The organism is Nocardioides sp., assembly GCF_036274455.1.
Classification (GTDB): domain Bacteria; phylum Actinomycetota; class Actinomycetes; order Propionibacteriales; family Nocardioidaceae; genus Nocardioides.
Map to the genome: position 1 here is coordinate 1 of NZ_DASUFR010000171.1, position 16413 is coordinate 16413.

Sequence of the window (16413 nt, forward strand, 5' to 3'; positions counted from 1 at the left end):
AGACCTCCGCAGCGAAGACACCCGCGCAGGTCCCAGCACCGGCTCACCAGGCTTCGAGGCTCGGCGCCGGGGCGCCTCGCACCTCAGCCACCGTGGTCGCCAGCCGCCGGTCGAGCCTGTCGAGACCTCCGCAGCGAAGGCACCCGCTGGCCCACCGCTGGTCGAGCCTGTCGAGACCTCCGCAGCGAAGACCCGCTGGCCCACCGCTGGTCGAGCCTGTCGAGACCTCCGCAGCGAAGACACCCACGCAGGTCCCAGCACCGGCTCACCAGGCTTCGAGGCTCGGCGCTTGGGGCGCCTCGCACCTCAGCCACCGTGGTCGCCGGCCGCTGATCGAGCCTGTCGAGACCTCCGCAGCGAAGACACCCGCTGGCCCGCCGCTGGTCGAGCCTGTCGAGACCTCCGCAGCGAAGACACCCGCGCAGGTCCCAGCACCGGCTCACCAGGCTTCGAGGCTCGGCGCCGGGGCGCCTCGCACCTCAGCCACCGTCAGAGCTGCTGGGCGAGGCCCACCACGTGGTCCGGCACCCCCCGGGTGTCCACGAACGTGTAGCCGGGGAGTGCTCCCTCGGTCGGGTAGGTCCAGCCGAACAGCTCCCCGAGGAAAGCCCGGGTGGCGTCCGGGTCGCTCGATCGGATCTCGGCGTGCACGATGGCGTGGCTCATGATGACCTCCGGTTCCACGGGTCACCGGTGTGACCTCACCCCGGTGACGGGCGCGCCGGCCCAGGATCGACAGCGGGAACCACGCCAGTCAGTCCGTCCGGCGTACCCGGTAGTTCAGGTGCAGCACCCGGTCGCCCTGGATGACCACGTCGGCGTCCTCGAGCAGGTGCTGGGCGTCGACGCCACCGAAGTAGCGCCGTCCGCGGCCGAAGACCACGGGGACGACGTCCATCGCGACCTCGTCGACCAGCCCTTCGGCGAGGGCCTGGCCCCCGACGTCGCCGGCGGCGACCGCGACCGCGCGCTCGCCGGCCAGCTCCTCGGCCTTCTTCACCGCCCCGCCCACGTCCGCCACGAAGTGGTACGGCGCCTCCGGGTGCCAGCCCTCGGGCTTGGGACGGTGCGAAACGACGACCACGTGGTCACCGGTCGGCGGCTGTCCGTCCCAGCCGTTCATCAGGTCGAAGAGCCGGCGCCCGATGACCAGGGCGCCGATGCTGCCCCACATCTGGCCGACGTACGACGCAGAGGCCGCGGACATCCCGAACCCGCTGCCCGGGACCGGGGCGGTCTCGCCGTTGAAGTACCAGTCGAACAGCGGACCGATGTCGTCCTGCTCGTCGGCGATGAAGCCGTCGACGCTGACTACGTTGTGCATCAGGACCTTGCTCATCTCGCGCTCCTTCTCGGTGTTTGTCGCACCAGTGCACCCCCGGTCAGCACGGAGCCCAACTGATTCGGAATAGTCTGAATCCATGCCCGTACGTCGCTCGGCGATCCGCTACGTGTTCGGCCGCCACGACCTGCTCCGGACCCGGTTCGCGATCTCGCCGCTGATCGAGCTGACGGCGGCGGCGTACGTGCTGCGGCTGCCCTCCCAGTTCCCGGAGCATCGGCCGTGGGTCGAGGAGGTGGCACCCCGGGTTGCCGGGCTCGAGCTGGGCCTCGTGCACGCCGTGAACCCACTCGGCCGCACCGTCTGGCCGAACTTCGACGCGCCACCCCCGGTGCTGCCGCACCCGCGGATCGAGGACGAGCTCGACCGGGTCGCCGCCACCGACCGGGAGCTGGTCCGGTCCGACATCCGGCGCGGCTATCCCGAGGGAGTGCCTCCGGAGGCGCAGCCGTTCCTCGACGACCCCGCCACCGCGGTGGCCGTCCTGGTCGAGCAGTCCAGGGCCTTGTGGGAGGCGGCACTGGCCCCGTGGTGGCAGCGGATGTCCGCCTTCCTCGAGGGCGAGATCGCGGCCCGGGCCCGACGGCTGGCCACGGTGGGGAGCGAGGCTGCGTTCGCCGGCCTCGACCCGACGCTCACCTGGGACGGCCAGGAGCTGGTCGTCTCCCCGGTGCGGATGGCATCACGCCGGGTCGACCTCGACGGACGCGGCCTGCTCCTCATCCCCTCGGTCCTCGCCTGGGCGGTCTGGCCGCGGGTGGACCCGCCCTGGGAGCCAGCGCTCACCTACCAGCCACCCGGGGTCGGCGACCTGTGGCTCCAGTCCGCCGGGGACGGCGCCCTCGAGGAGCTGGTCGGACGGCGACGCGCGCTGCTGCTGCGCTCCCTCCAGCGGCCGGCGTCCACCCGCACCCTGTCCGCGCGGACCGGCTGGAGCCCGGGCGGGGTCAACAGCCACCTCTCGGTGCTCCGCCGCACCGGTCTCGTCGTACGCCGTCGCGAGGGTCGCGAGGTCGTCTACTCCCGCACCGCGGCCGGCGACGCCCTGGCGTCCGGCTGACCTGGACCTCGGGGCCCGGGACGCCGGGACGTGGTCACCTGCCGGAGTCCTGCGGCGTCCCCCGCATCAGCGCCCAGGCGTCGGCCACCGGGCCGAGGTGCTGGAGCTTGTCGGGGTTGATGACCGAGCGCACGACCTGGATCCGTCCGTCGAGCACGTCGAGCGTCATGACGTTGACGACCTTGCCGCTCGCGTCGCGCACCACCGCGCCCGGTTGGCCGTTGACCTCGTGCCGCTCGAGCTGGATCCCCGTCCCGCCGAACCGCTTCCCCAGTCCGCCGAACATCCGCGCGACGTTGTCGGCGCCCACGACCACGCGCGCCCACTGCGGTGCCTTGCCGCCGCCATCGCCGTACACCTCGACGTCAGCGGCCAGCAGCTCTCGCAGCGCGTCGACGTCGCCGACCGTCATCGCGTCGAAGAAGCGGGCCGCGAGCTCTTCACGCTCGTGCCGGTCCACGTCGAACCGCGGCCGGCCGTCCTCGACCAGGCGGCGGGCCCTCGTGGCCAGCTGCCGGCAGGCCGCCTCGGACTTGCCGATCACCTCGGCGACCTCGGCGAAGGGGAACGCGAACACGTCGTGCAGCACGAAGACCGCGCGCTGCTCGGGCGTCAGCCGCTCGAGCAGCACCAGCGCGGCCATCGAGACGGTGTCGGCCAGCTCCGCGGCGTGCTCCGGATCGGGGTACGCCGTCGACCCGGCGTCGGTGAGCAGCGGCTCGGGCAGCCACTGGCCGACGTAGGTCTCGCGGCGGACCCGCGCCGACCGGAGGGTGTCGATCGAGACCCGGGTCACCACCGCGGCGAGGAACGACTTGAGCGAGATCGGCACCGTCGCGCTGGCCTGGTAGCGCAGCCAGGTCTCCTGGACCGCGTCCTCGGCCTCGCTGACGCTGCCCAGGATCCGGTAGGCGATCGAGAACAGCAGCGGCCGCAGCTCCTCGAACTCCTCGGCACCCACGGGTCAACCCTGCGCCAGGCCGTGCCGGAAGCCCTGCCGCCACGAGGGCCAGCGCAGCTCCCACCCGAGCACCCGCTTGGCGCGGGCGTTGGACGAGCCGCGGGTCCGGGTCAGCATCGACACGGCGACCTCGCCGGCCGCGAGCCGGGCCACCCAGACCGGCAGCCGCATCGGGGGCTTCGCCCCCACGCACTCGGCGAGGTAGGGCAGCCACTCCGAGGCCGGGGCCGGCTCGTCGTCCACGATGTTGAACACTCCCCTGGCCTGCTGCTCCAGCGCCAGCACCGTCGCAGTGGCCGCGTCGTCGAGGTGCACCCACGACATGTACCCGGGGCCGCCGCCGACAAGCGGGAACTGGCGCTTGCGCACCAACGGGAGCATCGGGTCGGACGCGTCGCCGTAGAACCCGCCGTACCTCAGCACCGTGCCGTCCACTTTCTGCACGGCCTCCTCGAGGTAGCGGATGGCGGCCAGCGACTCCCGCTGCGCCTTCGGGGGCTCGGGGTCCAGGGGGTCCTCCTCGTCCTTGACCCACCCGCCGGAGCGGGTGTTGGGCCACCCGGTGTAGCTCTGGGCGACGACGTGCGGGACGCCGCTGGCCTGGGCCGCCGCCAGCAGGTGGTCGAGCCCCTCGGTGCGCAGCCGGTTGGTCAGCGCGAACGACCGGTCGAAGTGCTTCGGGTCGAGGCGGCCGGCCAGCGAGGTCATCTGGTGCACGACGGCGTCCGGCTCCGCCCGCGCGACCGCCTCGCCCACGGCGGCGCTGTCCAGCCCGTCGACGACCACCGCGGACGCGCCCAGCTGCTCGAGACCGGCCGCCTTCGCGGGGCTGGTCGTCGTCGCGGTCACCTGGTGGCCGCGCCCGACCAGCTGCGGGATCAGCCGCGTCCCGACCACACCTGCGCCGCCTGCGATGTAGACGTGCATCGCGCTCACCTCTCGTCTCGACTGTGTCTGTGCCCCCGAGTCGAGACAGCGACCCGAAACGTGACAGCGGCTGCCCGGTCACTCTTCCCAACCCCCGGCCCGAACAGGCACGCTGTAGGCCGGACCCACCGAGGAGGTGCTCCGTGACGACGACTGTCACGCGCTTTCGACTCAGCGCTCGCGCCGTGCCGGGTCCTGCACGGCGGCGAGCGGTTCACGACCGAGGACCAGCAGGGACTCATCACTGAGGACGTGACCTACTCCTGCGGTTGCCAGAGCCACCGCGAGGAGTTCCACGACGGCAGCGTCCACCACCAGGTCGTGGACCACCGCGGCCACGTGCTCGTGGACGAGGAGTTCAGGGGTGAGTGATGACCCCGTGCTTGCCGACCACGACGTCCTCCTGGTGGGCGGTGGCGGGGCCGGTCTCCGGGCAGCCATCGCGATCGCCGAGACCGAGCCGGGGCTCGACGTGGCCGTGGTCTCGAAGGTCTATCCGATGCGCAGCCACACGGTCTCCGCCGAGGGCGGCGCCGCCGGGGTGATCGCCGAGGACGACACCATCGAGGAGCACATCTACGACACGATCTCCGGCAGCGACTGGCTCGGAGACCAGGACGCCATCGAGGCGTTCGTCAACGAGGCACCCCGCGAGCTGCTGCAGCTCGAGCACTGGGGCTGCCCGTGGAGCCGCCAGCCGAACGGCCGCGTGGCCGTGCGCGCCTTCGGCGGCATGAAGCGGATGCGCACCTGGTTCGCCGCGGACAAGACCGGCTTCCACATGCTGCACGCGCTGTTCCAGACGTCCCTGAAGTACACCTCGCTGGCCAGGTACGACGAGTGGTTCGTCACCCGCCTGCTGGTCGACGACGGGCGGGTCCACGGCGTCGTCGCCGTCGAGCTCAGCACCGGCCGGATCCGCGCGATCACCGCCCGGGCGGTCGTCCTCGCCACCGGGGGCTGCGGCAAGGTCTTTCCCTTCACGACCAACGCCAACATCAACACCGGCGACGGCATGGCCCTCGCCTACCGGGCCGGCGCACCCCTCAAGGACATGGAGTTCATCCAGTACCACCCGACCGGCCTGCCGTTCACCGGCATCCTCATCACCGAGGCGGCGCGTGCCGAAGGCGGCTGGCTGGTCAACAAGGACGGCTACCGGTTCCTCCAGGACTACGACCTCGGGACGCCGTCGCCGACGCCGGTGCTGCGCAGCATGGAGCTCGGGCCGCGGGACCGGGTCTCGCAGGCGATCTACCACGAGATCGAGCGCGGCCGGGCCATCGAGTCGCCGTACGGGTCGGTGGTCCACCTCGACCTGCGCCACCTCGGGGAGGAGCTCATCGACTCCCGGATCCCGTTCGTGCGCGAGCTGTGCCTGAAGTACGAGCGGATCGACCCGGTGCACGAGATGATCCCGATCCGCCCGGTGGTGCACTACATGATGGGCGGCGTCCACACCGACATCGACGGGGCGACGCCGATCGCCGGCCTCTATGCCGCGGGCGAGACCGCGTGCGTCAGCATCAACGGGGCCAACCGGCTCGGCTCCAACTCGCTCCCGGAGCTGCTGGTGTTCGGCGCCCGCGCGGGCCGGGCGGCCGCGACGTACGCCGCGAGCGCCGGGCCGGCCCCGGCGTCGGTCACCGCCCAGGCCAACGACGAGGTGCGCCGCCTCGAGCGGCTCCTGGACACGCCACCCGGGGACGACGGGGTCGCCCCCGTCCGGAGCGAGATGCAGCACACGATGGAGGAGGTGGCCGGCATCTATCGCAACGGACCGGCCATGGCGGCCGGCGCGGACCGGCTGCGGGAGCTGCAGCAGCGCGCGACCAAGGTCGGGATCTGGGACACCAGCCGCACCTTCAACACCGAGCTGGTCGCCGCGCTCGAGCTCGCCAACATGCTCGACGTCGCCGAGTGCATGCTGGCCTCCGGCCTGCGCCGTGAGGAGTCGCGCGGCGCGCACCAGCGCACCGACTTCCCCGACCGCGACGACCAGCGGTTCCTCACCCACCACCTCGTCGAGCGGGACGGGGAGGGGTCGCCGCGGGTCTTTGAACTGCCGGTGACGATCACCCGCTGGCCCCCGGGCGAGCGGGTCTATGGGAGGTAGCGGTGGACGAGTCCAACACGGGGTCCGTCACGGGGTCCGTCACGGAGGCCATCACGATGCGGGTGACCAGGTGGCGGCCGGACAAGAACACGCCGCCGGGCACCCAGGACTACGACGTCCCGATGCGCAAGGAGTGGACGGTCCTCGACGGCCTCAACCACATCAAGGACGAGCTGGACCAGACCCTCGCCTTCCGCTGGTCGTGCCGGATGGGCATCTGCGGCAGCTGCGGCATGAACGTCAACGGGGAGCCCCGGCTGACCTGCGCCACGTTCCTTGACGACTACGCACCCGGGCCGGTGCGGGTGGAGCCGCTGGCGAACTTCCCGATCGCTCGCGACCTGGTCGTGGACCTGACCGACTTCATGGAGAAGCTGCCCCGGGTCAAGCCGTGGATCATCCGCGACGACGATGCCGTGCTCGGTGCGGACAGCGAGATCGACGGCGAGTACCTCCAGACGCCGGAGGAGCTCGACGCGTACAAGCAGTTCAGCATGTGCATCAACTGCATGCTCTGCTACGCAGCGTGCCCGGTCTACGGCCTCGACCCCGACTTCATCGGACCGGCGGCTATCGCCCTGGCCGAGCGCTACGACCTCGACTCGCGCGACCAGGGCGCGCGGGAGCGGCTGGACGTGCTGATAGAGCACGAGGGGGTCTGGGGCTGCACGTTCGTCGGCGAGTGCACCCGGGTCTGCCCCAAGCACGTCGACCCGGCGGGCGCCATCCAGAGATACAAGCTCAAGGCCGCCCAGGAGAACGTGAAGGCGTTCCTGCTCCCCCGGGGCCGGCGATGAGCGACCTCACCTGGCGCCGGCCGATCTCCACCTGGTGGTGGCTGCGAAAGCGGACCTACTTCGTGTTCGTGATGCGCGAGCTCAGCTCGCTGTTCGTCGGCTGGTTCGTCGTGTTCCTGCTGCTGCTGGTCCGCGCGGTCGGCCGGGGCGACGCGGCGTACCACGACTTCCTCGACTGGGCCGACTCCCCCGTCGTGATCGCCGTCAACGTGGTCGGCTTCGCGTTCATCCTCCTGCACACGGTGACCTGGTTCGGGGTCACACCGCAGGCGATGGCGCTGCGGGTCCGCGGGAAGCCGGTGCCGGCGCCGGTGGTCATCGCGGGGCAGTACGTCGGGCTCGCGGTCGTCACCGCCTTCATCTGGTGGCTGGTGACCCGATGACCAAGCGGCGGGTGCTGCCCCTGGTCTGGATGGCGTTCAGCGGTGGCGGCGTGACGTCGGCGATGTTCCTGCCGGTGCTGGTGTTCCTGTTCGCCTTCGCGTTCCCGCTCGGCTGGATCGACCCGCCGTCCGGGGAGCACCTGCGGGCGATCCTGGGCAACCCGCTGACCTTCCTGGTGCTGCTCGGGATCTTCACGATCATGCTCGTGCACGCGGCGCACCGGTTCCGCTACACGCTCTATGACGGCCTGCAGCTGAAGTGGAGGTGGCAGATCGCGCTGCTCTGCTACGGCGGCGCGGTCGTCGGTGCCCTCGCGGCCTTCCTCATCCTCGCCACCGCCATGGGCTGAGGCCGCCCGAGCCCTTCACAGCGGCGTCACGCGCAGCTCCGGTGCGGTCGGGTCGTGCGAGGCCTGGTGCAGCCAGCTGTCCTTGCACGGCGTGCAGGCCAGGGCCGTGTGAACTGCGCTGCCACAGCCCTCGACGGCGCAGAGGAAGCTGACGCGACAGGTCGCGCGCCGGCGGCAGCCGCCCTGGCACTCACACTGGCAGCGCGGCCCGCCGAGGAGCGCCCGCTCCAGCGGGTCCTTCGTGGGGTTCGCCGCCCGCGCGGTCGCCTTGCGCTTGTGTGCTGTCCTGCTCGTCATGAGCCCTCCTCGGTCGGATGTGTTCCCGACAAGCTCGTGAGGGGCACCGACAGGTCGACGGCCGTCATCCACAGGCGGCGCAGATCGACGGCGAAGGGGCCGGTCTGTGGATGAGAAGTGGCGCTCTCGGGGCCCGACGCCTGCACGCATGGTGCTAGGCCAGCAGCTCCGCGATCGCGCGCACCTCGTCCGGAGACCGCAGCGAGAGCAGCAGCGTGGTCACCCCGGTCTCCTCCCACTGCGCCACGCGCTCGCGCACCTCGCCGGCGGTGCCGATGATGTGCATGTCGTCGACCAGCTCGTCGGGGATCAGCGCGGTGGCGCGGTCCTTCTCGCCGCTCAGGTAGAGCTTCTGCACCTCGCCGGCGAGCTCCTCATATCCCATCCGGACGAAGACCTGGTTGTGGAAGTTCATCTCCCTGGCGCCCATGCCGCCCATGTAGAGCGCGACCACGGGCCGCAACGCGTCGAGGACCGCGGCCTTCTCCTCGGCGCCGGTGACGACCTGGAGGTGGCAGGTGGCGGCGATCTCGAAGTCGGCGCGGGTGCGGCGAGCGCCTGGACGGGCGAACCCCTCGTCGAGCCACGGCTGGTACATGGGCGCCGACCCCGGGGTGTAGAAGATCGGGATCCAGCCGTCGGCGATCTCGGCGGTCTGCGCGACGTTCTTGGGCCCCTCGGCGCCGAGCCAGATCGGGATGTCCGCGCGGAGCGGGTGCACGATCGGCTTCAGCGGCTTGCCCAGCCCGGTCGCGCCCTCGCCGGTGTAGGGCAGCGGGTGGTGCCGGCCGGGGTTGGTCACGGGCGCCTCCCGGGCGAGCACCTGCCGGATGATGTCGACGACCTCGCGGGTCCGGGCCAGCGGCTTGGCGAACGGCTGGCCGTACCAGCCCTCCACGACCTGCGGCCCGCTCACTCCCATGCCCAGCAGGACCCGGCCGCCGGAGAGATGGTCGAGGGTGAGCGCGTGCATCGCGATCGAGGTCGGCGTACGTCCCGACATCTGGACGATCGAGGTGCCCAACCGCAGCCGGGAGGTCTCGCGGCCCCACCAGGCCAGCGGGGTGAACGCGTCCGAGCCCCACGCCTCGGCGGTGAAGACGGCGTCGAACCCCGACTCCTCGGCAGCCGCGACCAGCTCGCCCACCCCGGACGGTGGCTGTGCCCCCCAGTAGCCGAGCTGCAACCCCAGCTTCATCTGCCCGCCCTTCGAGAGACCTTGAAGGAGATTAGAACGTGTTCTACTTTACGTCCATGTCCCGCACCCTGTCGGCGCCCGTCACCGTAGCGTTCGACTACACGCGGTCGACCGGCCCGGTGCTGGGGCGGTTCCTGTCGGGACTGCGAGACGGCCTCGTGGTCGGCGGCCGGACGTCGGAGGGCACGGTGGTCGTGCCGCCGCCGGAGTTCGACCCGGTCACCCACGCCGCGGTCGACGACTTCGTCGAGGTGGCCGACACCGGGATCGTCACGTCCTGGACCTGGGTCCCCGAGCCGGTCGAGGGCCAGCCCTTCGACCGGCCCTTCGCGTTCGCGCTCGTCTCCCTCGACGGCGCCGACACCCCCCTGCTGCACGCGCTCGATGTCGCCTCGCCGGGCGAGGTCTCGACGGGGATGCGCGTGCGCGTGCGGTGGCGCGAGGAGCGGGTCGGGGCGATCACCGACATCGAGTGCTTCGAGCCGGTTGCAGCGGAGGCGGCGGAGGTCTCGACAGGCTCGACCGGCGGGGCTCGGGAGACGCTGGATCCTGTGACGGGCATCGTCGTGCCGATCGAGCTCGACTACCTCTACGCTGCGAGCCCGGAGGAGTCGTTGTTCTACCGCTCGCTCGCGGAGGGGCGGCTGGTCGGCCAGCGGTGCCCGACGTGCGGCAAGGTCTACATCCCGCCGCGCAGCGCCTGCCCCTCCGACGGGACGCCGACCGCCGAGGAGGTCGAGCTGCCCGACAGCGGCACGGTGACGACGTTCTGCATCGTCAACGTGCCGTTCCTCGGGCAGCGGATCACGCCGCCGTACGTCTCGGCCTACGTCCTGCTCGACGGCGCGGACATCGCCTTCCTGCACCTGATCCTCGACATCCCTGCCGAAAAGGTCCGGATGGGGATGCGGGTCAAGGCGGTGTGGAAGCCGAGGAACGAGTGGGGCACCACGATCGAGAACATCAGCCACTTCGCGCCGACCGGCGAGCCGGACGCGGACTTCGAGACCTACAAGCAGCACCTGTGAGGGGCGTCCGGTGAGAGACGTCGCGGTCGTCGGCTTCGCCCAGCGGCAGTTGGCGCACTTCGACGGGTCGCCGACCTGCGTCGAGCTGCTGGTGCCGCTGTTCGCGGAGTGCTACGAGCAGACCGGCTGGACCAGGCACGACATCGGCTTCTGGTGCTCCGGGTCCTCGGACTACCTGGCCGGCCGCTCGTTCTCCTTCGTCCAGGCCGTCGACGCGATCGGCGTGATGCCGCCGGTCAACGAGTCGCACGTCGAGATGGACCTGGCCTGGGCGATGTACGAGGCCTGGCTCAAGATCCAGACCGGTGAGGTGGACACCGCGCTGGTCTACGCGTTCGGCAAGAGCTCGGCCGGGGTGCTCCGGCGGACGCTCGCCCTGCAGCTCGACCCCTACACGATGACGCCGCTGTGGCCCGACACGGTCTCCCTGGCAGGGCTGCAGGCGCGCGAGGGCATCGACGCGGGGCTGTGGGACGAGCGGGCGATGGCCGAGGTCGCCAATCGGTCGCTGACCGACGCGGAGACGAACGAGTACGCCATCCGCAAGGGCGGCTCGTCGGTGGCTGAGCTGCTGGCCCGCCCGATGTACGCCGATCCGCTGCGCAAGCACGACTGCGCGCCGGTCACCGACGGCGCGGCCGCGCTGGTGATCGCCGCCGAGGACCGGGCGCGCGAGGTGTGCGACCGGCCGGCGTGGATCAGGTCGCTCACGCACGTCGTGGACCCGTTGAGCCTCGGCACCCGGGACCTGACCCGCTCCCCCAGCGCCCGGCAGGCCGCGGCCGCGAGCGATCTCTCCGGTGTCGAGGTGGCTGAGCTGCACGCGCCGTTCAGCCACCAGGAGCTGATCCTGCGCGCCGAGCTCGGGCTTCCCGGCGACGTACGAGTCAACCCGTCCGGCGGCGCGCTGGTGTCGAACCCGATGTTCTCCGCCGGCGGCATCCGGATCGGCGAGGCGGCCCGCCGGATCTGGAGCGGCGAGGCAGACAAGGTCCTGGGCCACGCGACGTCCGGACCGGCGCTGCAACAGAACCTGGTGTGCGTGATGGCCACTGATGGGCAGGGCGAGTGATGGCCAAGCAGCCGGCCGCCGTCATCGGCGTGGGCCAGACCCACCACCGGGCCAAGCGCGAGGACGTCTCGATGGCCGGGCTGTGCCGCGAGGCGATGGACCGGGCGCTCGAGGACGCCGGGATGGGGCTCGACGAGGTCGACGCAGTCGTCGTCGGCAAGGCGCCGGACCTGTTCGAGGGCGTGATGATGCCCGAGCTGTTCCTCGCCGAGGCACTCGGCGCGGCCGGCAAGCCACTGCTCCGCGTGCACACCGCCGGCTCGGTCGGGGGCTCGACGGCGATCGTCGCGGCGTCGCTGGTGCAGGCCGGCGTGCACCGCACGGTGCTCACGGTCGCCTTCGAGAAGCAGTCGGAGTCGAACGCGATGTGGGCGCTGTCGGTGCCCATCCCGTTCAGCATGCCGGTGCACGCCGGGGCCGGCGGCTACTTCGCGCCGCATGTGCGCTCCTACATCCGGCGGTCCGGAGCGCCCGGCCACGTCGGTGCGATCGTCGCGGCGAAGGACCGGCAGAACGCGCTGAAGAATCCCTACGCCCACCTCCGCAACCCCGACACGACCGTCGAGTCGGTGCTCGCCTCGCAGATGCTGTGGGACCCGATCCGCTACGACGAGACCTGCCCGTCCTCCGACGGAGCGTGCGCCCTCGTCATCGCGGCCGAGGACGTCGCGGCCGGCTCGCCGGACCCGGCCTGGATCCACGGCACGGTGATGCGCTCGGAGGCGACCTCGGCCGCCGAGCGCGACCAGGTGAACCCGCAGGCCTCCCGCGACGCCGCAGCGGCGCTCTGGAAGCAGGCCGGCATCATCAGCCCGGTCGACGAGATCGACGTGGCGGAGATCTACGTCCCGTTCTCGTGGTTCGAGCCGATGTGGCTGGAGTCGCTCGGCTTCGCGGCCGAGGGCGAGGGCTGGCGGCTCAGCGAGTCCGGCGCCACCGCGATGGACGGACGCATTCCGGTCAACTGCTCGGGCGGCGTCCTGTCGTCGAACCCGATCGGCGCCTCCGGCATGCTGCGCTTCGGCGAGGCCGCCCTGCAGGTCCGCGGCGCGGCCGGCGAGCACCAGGTCGACGGCGCCCGTCGCGCGCTGGGCCACGCCTACGGCGGCGGCTCGCAGTTCTTCGCGATGTGGGTGGTCGGCTCGGAGAGGCCGGGCACCTGATCGCGCTGGTGGCCGGCGGTCCGGCTCCTCGCGGTCATCCGCCGGCGTCGTGAGCACGTGACCGGGACCTCCAGGTTGCGCAGCAACCGCCCACCCTGGCTCGACACCACCGAGCAGTCGGGCCATACCTTCTAGCCGGTAGCGGCGTACAGGCAGAACGGATGCCCGTCCGGGTCGTAGAGCACCCGCACGTCCTGCTGCGGCTGGAGCTCCGCAAGCACGGCACCGCGCTCCAGGGCGTACGCCGTGGCCTCGACCAGATCGGAGACCTCGAAGTCGAGGTGCATCATCATCTGCTGCTTGTCCGGCGCGTTGGGCCAGACGGGACGGTCGTAGTCCTCCTTGAGGTGGAAGGTGATCCCGGTGATGCCCTCGCCGCTGTCGATCGCCGCCTCGGTGTCGTCCATCTCGTCGGGCTTCCAGAGCTCCCAGCCGAGCAGCTCGGCGTAGAACCGTGCGGCGGCCTTCGGGTCCGGGCTGTCGATGACCACGCCCCACCAGTCGTGGCGCTGCCAGCGGTCCTGGTCCGGTGTGCCTCTACGGCGTCCGCGCATACCGGGCACCCTAGGCGCCCCTGGTCCGTTGGAGGAGGCATGGCCGAGCTTGTCCGCACCAACGACCTGGCACTGATCTCCGCCGTCGAGGGGCTGCTGCAGGAGGCCGGGATCCCCTGCCACGTGGCCGACCGGCACGCCAGCATCATCGACGGGTCCTTGAACTTCCTGAAGATGCGCGTACTCGTCCCGGACGACCGCGAGGCCGAGGCGCGTGAGCTGCTGACCGAGGCCGAGCTCGGCGAGTGGCTCTGGACCTGACCGTTCGCCCTGCGCGAACGGCGCGCCTACCCGGGCGCGTCGCGGCCGGGTCCGGCGTAGCCTCCGTTCATGGGTGAGCTGATCCCGTTCCCGCTGCCGGAGGCCGAGCCGGAGACCACCGAGCGCGAGCCGCTCTGGCGCGAGGCGGTCGGCCAGGAGCTCCGCGACGAGCGCCAGGACAAGGGGCGCACGCTCGCCGACGTGGCCGAGGAGGCCGGCGTCTCGACGCAGTACCTCTCCGAGATCGAGCGCGGCCGCAAGGAGCCCAGCTCCGAGGTGCTCCAGGCGGTGGCCGGGGCCCTCGACCTCCGGCTGGTCGACCTGACCATCCGGATCGCGCGTCGTCTCACCGAGGTGCGCGGGCCGGTCTGCCTGGCCGCCTGACCTCCCGGCTCAGTAGCCGGGGAACACCTTCCGCAGCTCGTCCAGGGTGATGTCACCCGAGACGGACACGTCCGCGGGCGTGAACTCCGGCTTCAGCCGCCCGGCCAGCAAGCGCACGCCGGCCTCGACCGGGCCGTGGAAGATCGCGGTCGCACCGTCGGTGCCGGCCTCGAGCCGGACGCCGTCGTCGGGGTCGAGCACGATCGAGTGGTCACCGAGCGCCACCCGGACCGCGGGCGCGCCCTCGGGCTTGCCCATGAAGCCGACCATGAACGCCAGGGTCTCGCTCAGGTGACGCAGGACCAGCCCGGCGGAGCGCTCCGAGAGCGACGCGGCCGGGTCGAGGCCGGCCTCGACGTCCCAGCCGTGCAGCACGACCTCGTTGAGCCGCATGCCGAGCGCGGCGGCCAGCGGGACCGGCTGCGGCAGGAACCCCAGGTCGACCCGGACCGTGTCGTGCTGCTCCGGGGTCAGCGCCTCGTAGGCCGCGACCAGCCGCTCCTGGGCCTCGACGAAGCCGGCCGCCTGGTCGGCGGGCGCCATCGCGTTCCAGCGGTCCCACACCTCCTGGTCGGGGGGCTGCTCCTCAGGCGCGCCGATGCCGGCCACGAGCGGGTAGCGCCAGATCTCCGAGCCGCTCCCGAGGTGGGAGAGCACGTCGCAGACGCGCCAGTCCTCGGCACCGCTCTGCGCGGCCAGCTGGTCAGCGGAGAGGCCGGCGACCGTGGCGGCCAGCCGGTCGTGGATGGCGCGGAGCTCCGCGATCGAGGCGTCGATGAGCCCGCTGGAGGGTTCGGTCACGGTTCCATCCAACCGGACCGCGGTCCTCATCGTGTCGACGGGTCACGGGAGCAGCAGCATCGAGTCTCCGAACTCGTGCCAGAGGTAGTGCGGCGCGCCGGGCTCGGTGATGTCGGCGTACGCCCGGTCGACCAGCGCCCGCCCGGCCACGGACTCGAGCAGGTCGAGGTGGCTGGCCTCGGGCTCGTGCAGCCCGGTGAGCAGCCCGGAGACCACGCGCGCGGGCCGCGCCGAGGAGAGCACCAGCGAGGTCCAGCCGTCGTACGCCGCAACCTCGCCCTGCGCTGACGCGGCGCTCTCGAGCGCGCGGACCACGGTCGTCCCGACGGCCACGACCCGGCCGCCGGCCGCCTGGGTGAGGTTGACCAGCCGCGCGGTCGGCTCCGGGACCGAGAGCCACTCCGGCTGGGGCGGCTCGTGCGACTCCTGGCTGGCCACCCCGGTGTGCAGCACCAGGGGCGCCACCACGATCCCGAGCGACATCAGGTCGACGAGGACCTCGCGGGACAGCGGCCGGCCGGCACTCGGCATCTCGGCGCTGCCGGGCACCGTGGCATACACGTTCTGCAGGTCCTCGATCGGCCACGCGTGCTGCAGGTACGGGTAGCGGATCGGCGCGCCGTGCCGGCGCAGGTAGGCCACCCGGTCCACGGCCGGCAGGGCCGTGGCCCGCCAGAGCCGGCTCTGACCGGGCGGGTGCGGCTCGGCGACGCGGAGCCGTACGCCGCCCGGCAGCCGCAGCACCTCGCCGGGGTCGGGCACACCCGGGCCGGCGTTGCCCGGGAGCCGCAGCTCGACCACCCAGGCTCCGTCGTCGAGCTCGGCCGACACGTGCAGCCCCCAGGTGCAGCCGTGGCGCTCCACCTCCAGCGCGGACGGCAGGGTCGCGCTGGTGTTCACCACCAGGAGGTCGCCGGGCTCCAGCCACAGCGGCAGCTCCTTGGCCTGCCGGTGGTGAGTGTGGTCCGGGGCGACCACCGCCATCCGGACCTCGTCGCGGGCGAGCCCGCGCGCCTCGGGTGGCGCGGTCGCCTCGCTGCCCGGCGGCAGCGCGAACCGCGGCTCCGCGGCTGCCTGGCTCACGCCGAGGCCCCGATCGGCGACAGCTCCGCGGCCCGGTAGCGGCCGCTCGGGAGCGAGCCCTCGAGCAGCCGGAGCAGGCCGGGTACGGCGGCGGTCGGCTCCGGCCGGTCCGAGATGTCCTCGCCGGGGAACGCGTCCTGGTGCATCTGGGTGCGCATGTCGCCCGGGTCGACGGCGTACACCCGCAGCGCCGGCTCCTCGGCCGCCAGGACCCGGGACGCGTGGTCGAGGCCGGCCTTCGAGGAGCCGTAGCCGCCCCAGGTCTCGTAGGCCTCGACCGAGGCGTCGGACGTCAGGTTCAGCACCACACCACCGGTTGCCCGCAGCTGCGGGAGCAGTGCCGCGGTCAGCGCCACCGGCGCCACCAGGTTCACCTCGAGGATGCGCAGGTAGGTCTCGGTGTCCAGCTGCGCCAGCGGCGGCAGCGGGCTCACCCCCAGCGTGCTGGCGTTGTTGACCAGCGCCCGGGCCCCGCCGAGCTCGGCGGCGACCTCGGCCAGCTCGCGGCGATGGGCCGGGTCGGCCACGTCGCCCGCGATGGCCGGGTGCGGGCCTCCCGGCAGCTGCCGCACCGCCTCGGCCAGGGTCGCCTCGTGCCGCGCGTCCAGGACCAGGGCCCAGCCCCGGCCCGCCAGC

General features: G+C 72.2%; 20 protein-coding genes. 10 read left to right on the forward strand and 10 right to left on the reverse strand.

From position 1 onward, the window contains the following. Positions 1 to 489: 489 nt before the first annotated feature. A complete protein-coding gene (locus VFV89_RS16865) occupies positions 490 to 666 on the reverse strand; it encodes a hypothetical protein (RefSeq protein ID WP_329707119.1) in 177 nt (58 codons plus the stop codon). An 88-nt stretch (positions 667 to 754) separates the two neighbouring features. Further along, positions 755 to 1339 (reverse strand): dihydrofolate reductase family protein, encoded by a 585-nt coding sequence (locus VFV89_RS16870; protein ID WP_329707120.1) that lies wholly within the window; start codon positions 1337 to 1339, stop codon positions 755 to 757. Between the two features lie 82 nt (positions 1340 to 1421). On the opposite strand from VFV89_RS16870, the gene VFV89_RS16875 reads away from it, so the two are divergent. After that, complete coding sequence (locus tag VFV89_RS16875; RefSeq protein ID WP_329707121.1) at positions 1422 to 2402, forward strand: ArsR/SmtB family transcription factor; 981 nt, start codon at positions 1422 to 1424, stop codon at positions 2400 to 2402. Between the two features lie 34 nt (positions 2403 to 2436). On the opposite strand, the gene VFV89_RS16880 is transcribed toward VFV89_RS16875, so the two are convergent. Both VFV89_RS16880 and VFV89_RS16885 read right to left on the reverse strand, forming a co-directional pair. Beyond that, positions 2437 to 3363 (reverse strand): RNA polymerase sigma-70 factor, encoded by a 927-nt coding sequence (locus VFV89_RS16880; RefSeq protein WP_329707122.1) that lies wholly within the window; start codon positions 3361 to 3363, stop codon positions 2437 to 2439. Positions 3364 to 3366: 3 nt separating this feature from the next. Then, complete coding sequence (locus VFV89_RS16885; RefSeq protein WP_329707123.1) at positions 3367 to 4290, reverse strand: NAD(P)-dependent oxidoreductase; 924 nt, start codon at positions 4288 to 4290, stop codon at positions 3367 to 3369. A gap of 364 nt (positions 4291 to 4654) precedes the next feature. Between VFV89_RS16885 and frdA the strand changes: the two genes are divergently transcribed. Genes frdA through VFV89_RS16905 form a run of 4 tightly spaced genes read left to right on the forward strand, consistent with a single transcriptional unit; the run spans position 4655 to position 7936 of the window. Continuing rightward, positions 4655 to 6406, forward strand: coding sequence for a fumarate reductase (quinol) flavoprotein subunit (gene frdA, locus VFV89_RS16890; RefSeq protein ID WP_329707124.1), 1752 nt, complete (start codon positions 4655 to 4657; stop codon positions 6404 to 6406). 56 nt (positions 6407 to 6462) lie between these two features. Continuing rightward, positions 6463 to 7203, forward strand: coding sequence for a succinate dehydrogenase/fumarate reductase iron-sulfur subunit (locus VFV89_RS16895; protein ID WP_329707125.1), 741 nt, complete (start codon positions 6463 to 6465; stop codon positions 7201 to 7203). Further along, a complete protein-coding gene (locus tag VFV89_RS16900; protein WP_329707126.1) occupies positions 7200 to 7586 on the forward strand; it encodes a fumarate reductase subunit C in 387 nt (128 codons plus the stop codon). The genes VFV89_RS16895 and VFV89_RS16900 overlap by 4 nt, the downstream gene beginning before the upstream one ends. Then, positions 7583 to 7936, forward strand: coding sequence for a fumarate reductase subunit D (locus VFV89_RS16905; protein ID WP_329707127.1), 354 nt, complete (start codon positions 7583 to 7585; stop codon positions 7934 to 7936). The genes VFV89_RS16900 and VFV89_RS16905 overlap by 4 nt, the downstream gene beginning before the upstream one ends. Before the next feature lie 15 nt (positions 7937 to 7951). On the opposite strand, the gene VFV89_RS16910 is transcribed toward VFV89_RS16905, so the two are convergent. Then, positions 7952 to 8233: a hypothetical protein gene (locus tag VFV89_RS16910; protein WP_329707128.1), complete on the reverse strand. Its 282-nt coding sequence runs from the start codon at positions 8231 to 8233 to the stop codon at positions 7952 to 7954. Positions 8234 to 8387: 154 nt separating this feature from the next. Next, entirely contained in the window at positions 8388 to 9431 is a 1044-nt protein-coding gene (locus tag VFV89_RS16915; RefSeq protein WP_329707129.1) for an LLM class F420-dependent oxidoreductase, read from the reverse strand. Positions 9432 to 9487: 56 nt separating this feature from the next. Here VFV89_RS16915 and VFV89_RS16920 point away from each other — a divergent pair, with 56 nt between their 5' ends. From VFV89_RS16920 to VFV89_RS16930, 3 genes are read left to right on the forward strand one after another with little or no spacing between them, the layout of a single operon-like run. After that, positions 9488 to 10459 carry a Zn-ribbon domain-containing OB-fold protein gene (locus VFV89_RS16920; protein WP_329707130.1) on the forward strand — a complete coding sequence of 324 codons (972 nt, stop codon included), beginning with the start codon at positions 9488 to 9490 and terminating at the stop codon, positions 10457 to 10459. A 10-nt stretch (positions 10460 to 10469) separates the two neighbouring features. Beyond that, positions 10470 to 11531, forward strand: a complete 1062-nt coding sequence (locus VFV89_RS16925) for a thiolase domain-containing protein (RefSeq protein ID WP_329707131.1) — start codon at positions 10470 to 10472, stop codon at positions 11529 to 11531. Then, a complete protein-coding gene (locus VFV89_RS16930; RefSeq protein WP_329707132.1) occupies positions 11531 to 12694 on the forward strand; it encodes a thiolase domain-containing protein in 1164 nt (387 codons plus the stop codon). Before VFV89_RS16925 ends, VFV89_RS16930 begins: the two co-directional genes overlap by 1 nt. Before the next feature lie 131 nt (positions 12695 to 12825). Here the strand turns inward: VFV89_RS16930 and VFV89_RS16935 are convergent, their stop codons facing one another. Continuing rightward, entirely contained in the window at positions 12826 to 13248 is a 423-nt protein-coding gene (locus VFV89_RS16935) for a VOC family protein (RefSeq protein WP_329707133.1), read from the reverse strand. A gap of 39 nt (positions 13249 to 13287) precedes the next feature. On the opposite strand from VFV89_RS16935, the gene VFV89_RS16940 reads away from it, so the two are divergent. Together VFV89_RS16940 and VFV89_RS16945 are read left to right on the forward strand one after the other, a co-directional pair. Beyond that, the gene (locus VFV89_RS16940) at positions 13288 to 13509 is read left to right on the forward strand and encodes a DUF2007 domain-containing protein (protein WP_329707134.1); all 222 of its coding nucleotides are present in this window, start codon (positions 13288 to 13290) and stop codon (positions 13507 to 13509) included. Positions 13510 to 13578: 69 nt separating this feature from the next. Further along, positions 13579 to 13893 carry a helix-turn-helix transcriptional regulator gene (locus tag VFV89_RS16945; protein WP_329707135.1) on the forward strand — a complete coding sequence of 105 codons (315 nt, stop codon included), beginning with the start codon at positions 13579 to 13581 and terminating at the stop codon, positions 13891 to 13893. A gap of 9 nt (positions 13894 to 13902) precedes the next feature. On the opposite strand, the gene VFV89_RS16950 is transcribed toward VFV89_RS16945, so the two are convergent. From VFV89_RS16950 to VFV89_RS16960, 3 genes are all read right to left on the reverse strand, one after another. After that, positions 13903 to 14694: a maleylpyruvate isomerase family mycothiol-dependent enzyme gene (locus VFV89_RS16950; RefSeq protein ID WP_329707136.1), complete on the reverse strand. Its 792-nt coding sequence runs from the start codon at positions 14692 to 14694 to the stop codon at positions 13903 to 13905. Positions 14695 to 14736: 42 nt separating this feature from the next. Next, positions 14737 to 15777 carry an S-adenosylmethionine:tRNA ribosyltransferase-isomerase gene (locus VFV89_RS16955; protein ID WP_329707137.1) on the reverse strand — a complete coding sequence of 347 codons (1041 nt, stop codon included), beginning with the start codon at positions 15775 to 15777 and terminating at the stop codon, positions 14737 to 14739. Further along, a partial coding sequence (locus VFV89_RS16960) for an SDR family oxidoreductase (RefSeq protein WP_329707138.1) occupies positions 15774 to 16413 on the reverse strand: 640 nt, incomplete at its 5' end. The genes VFV89_RS16955 and VFV89_RS16960, both read right to left, overlap by 4 nt.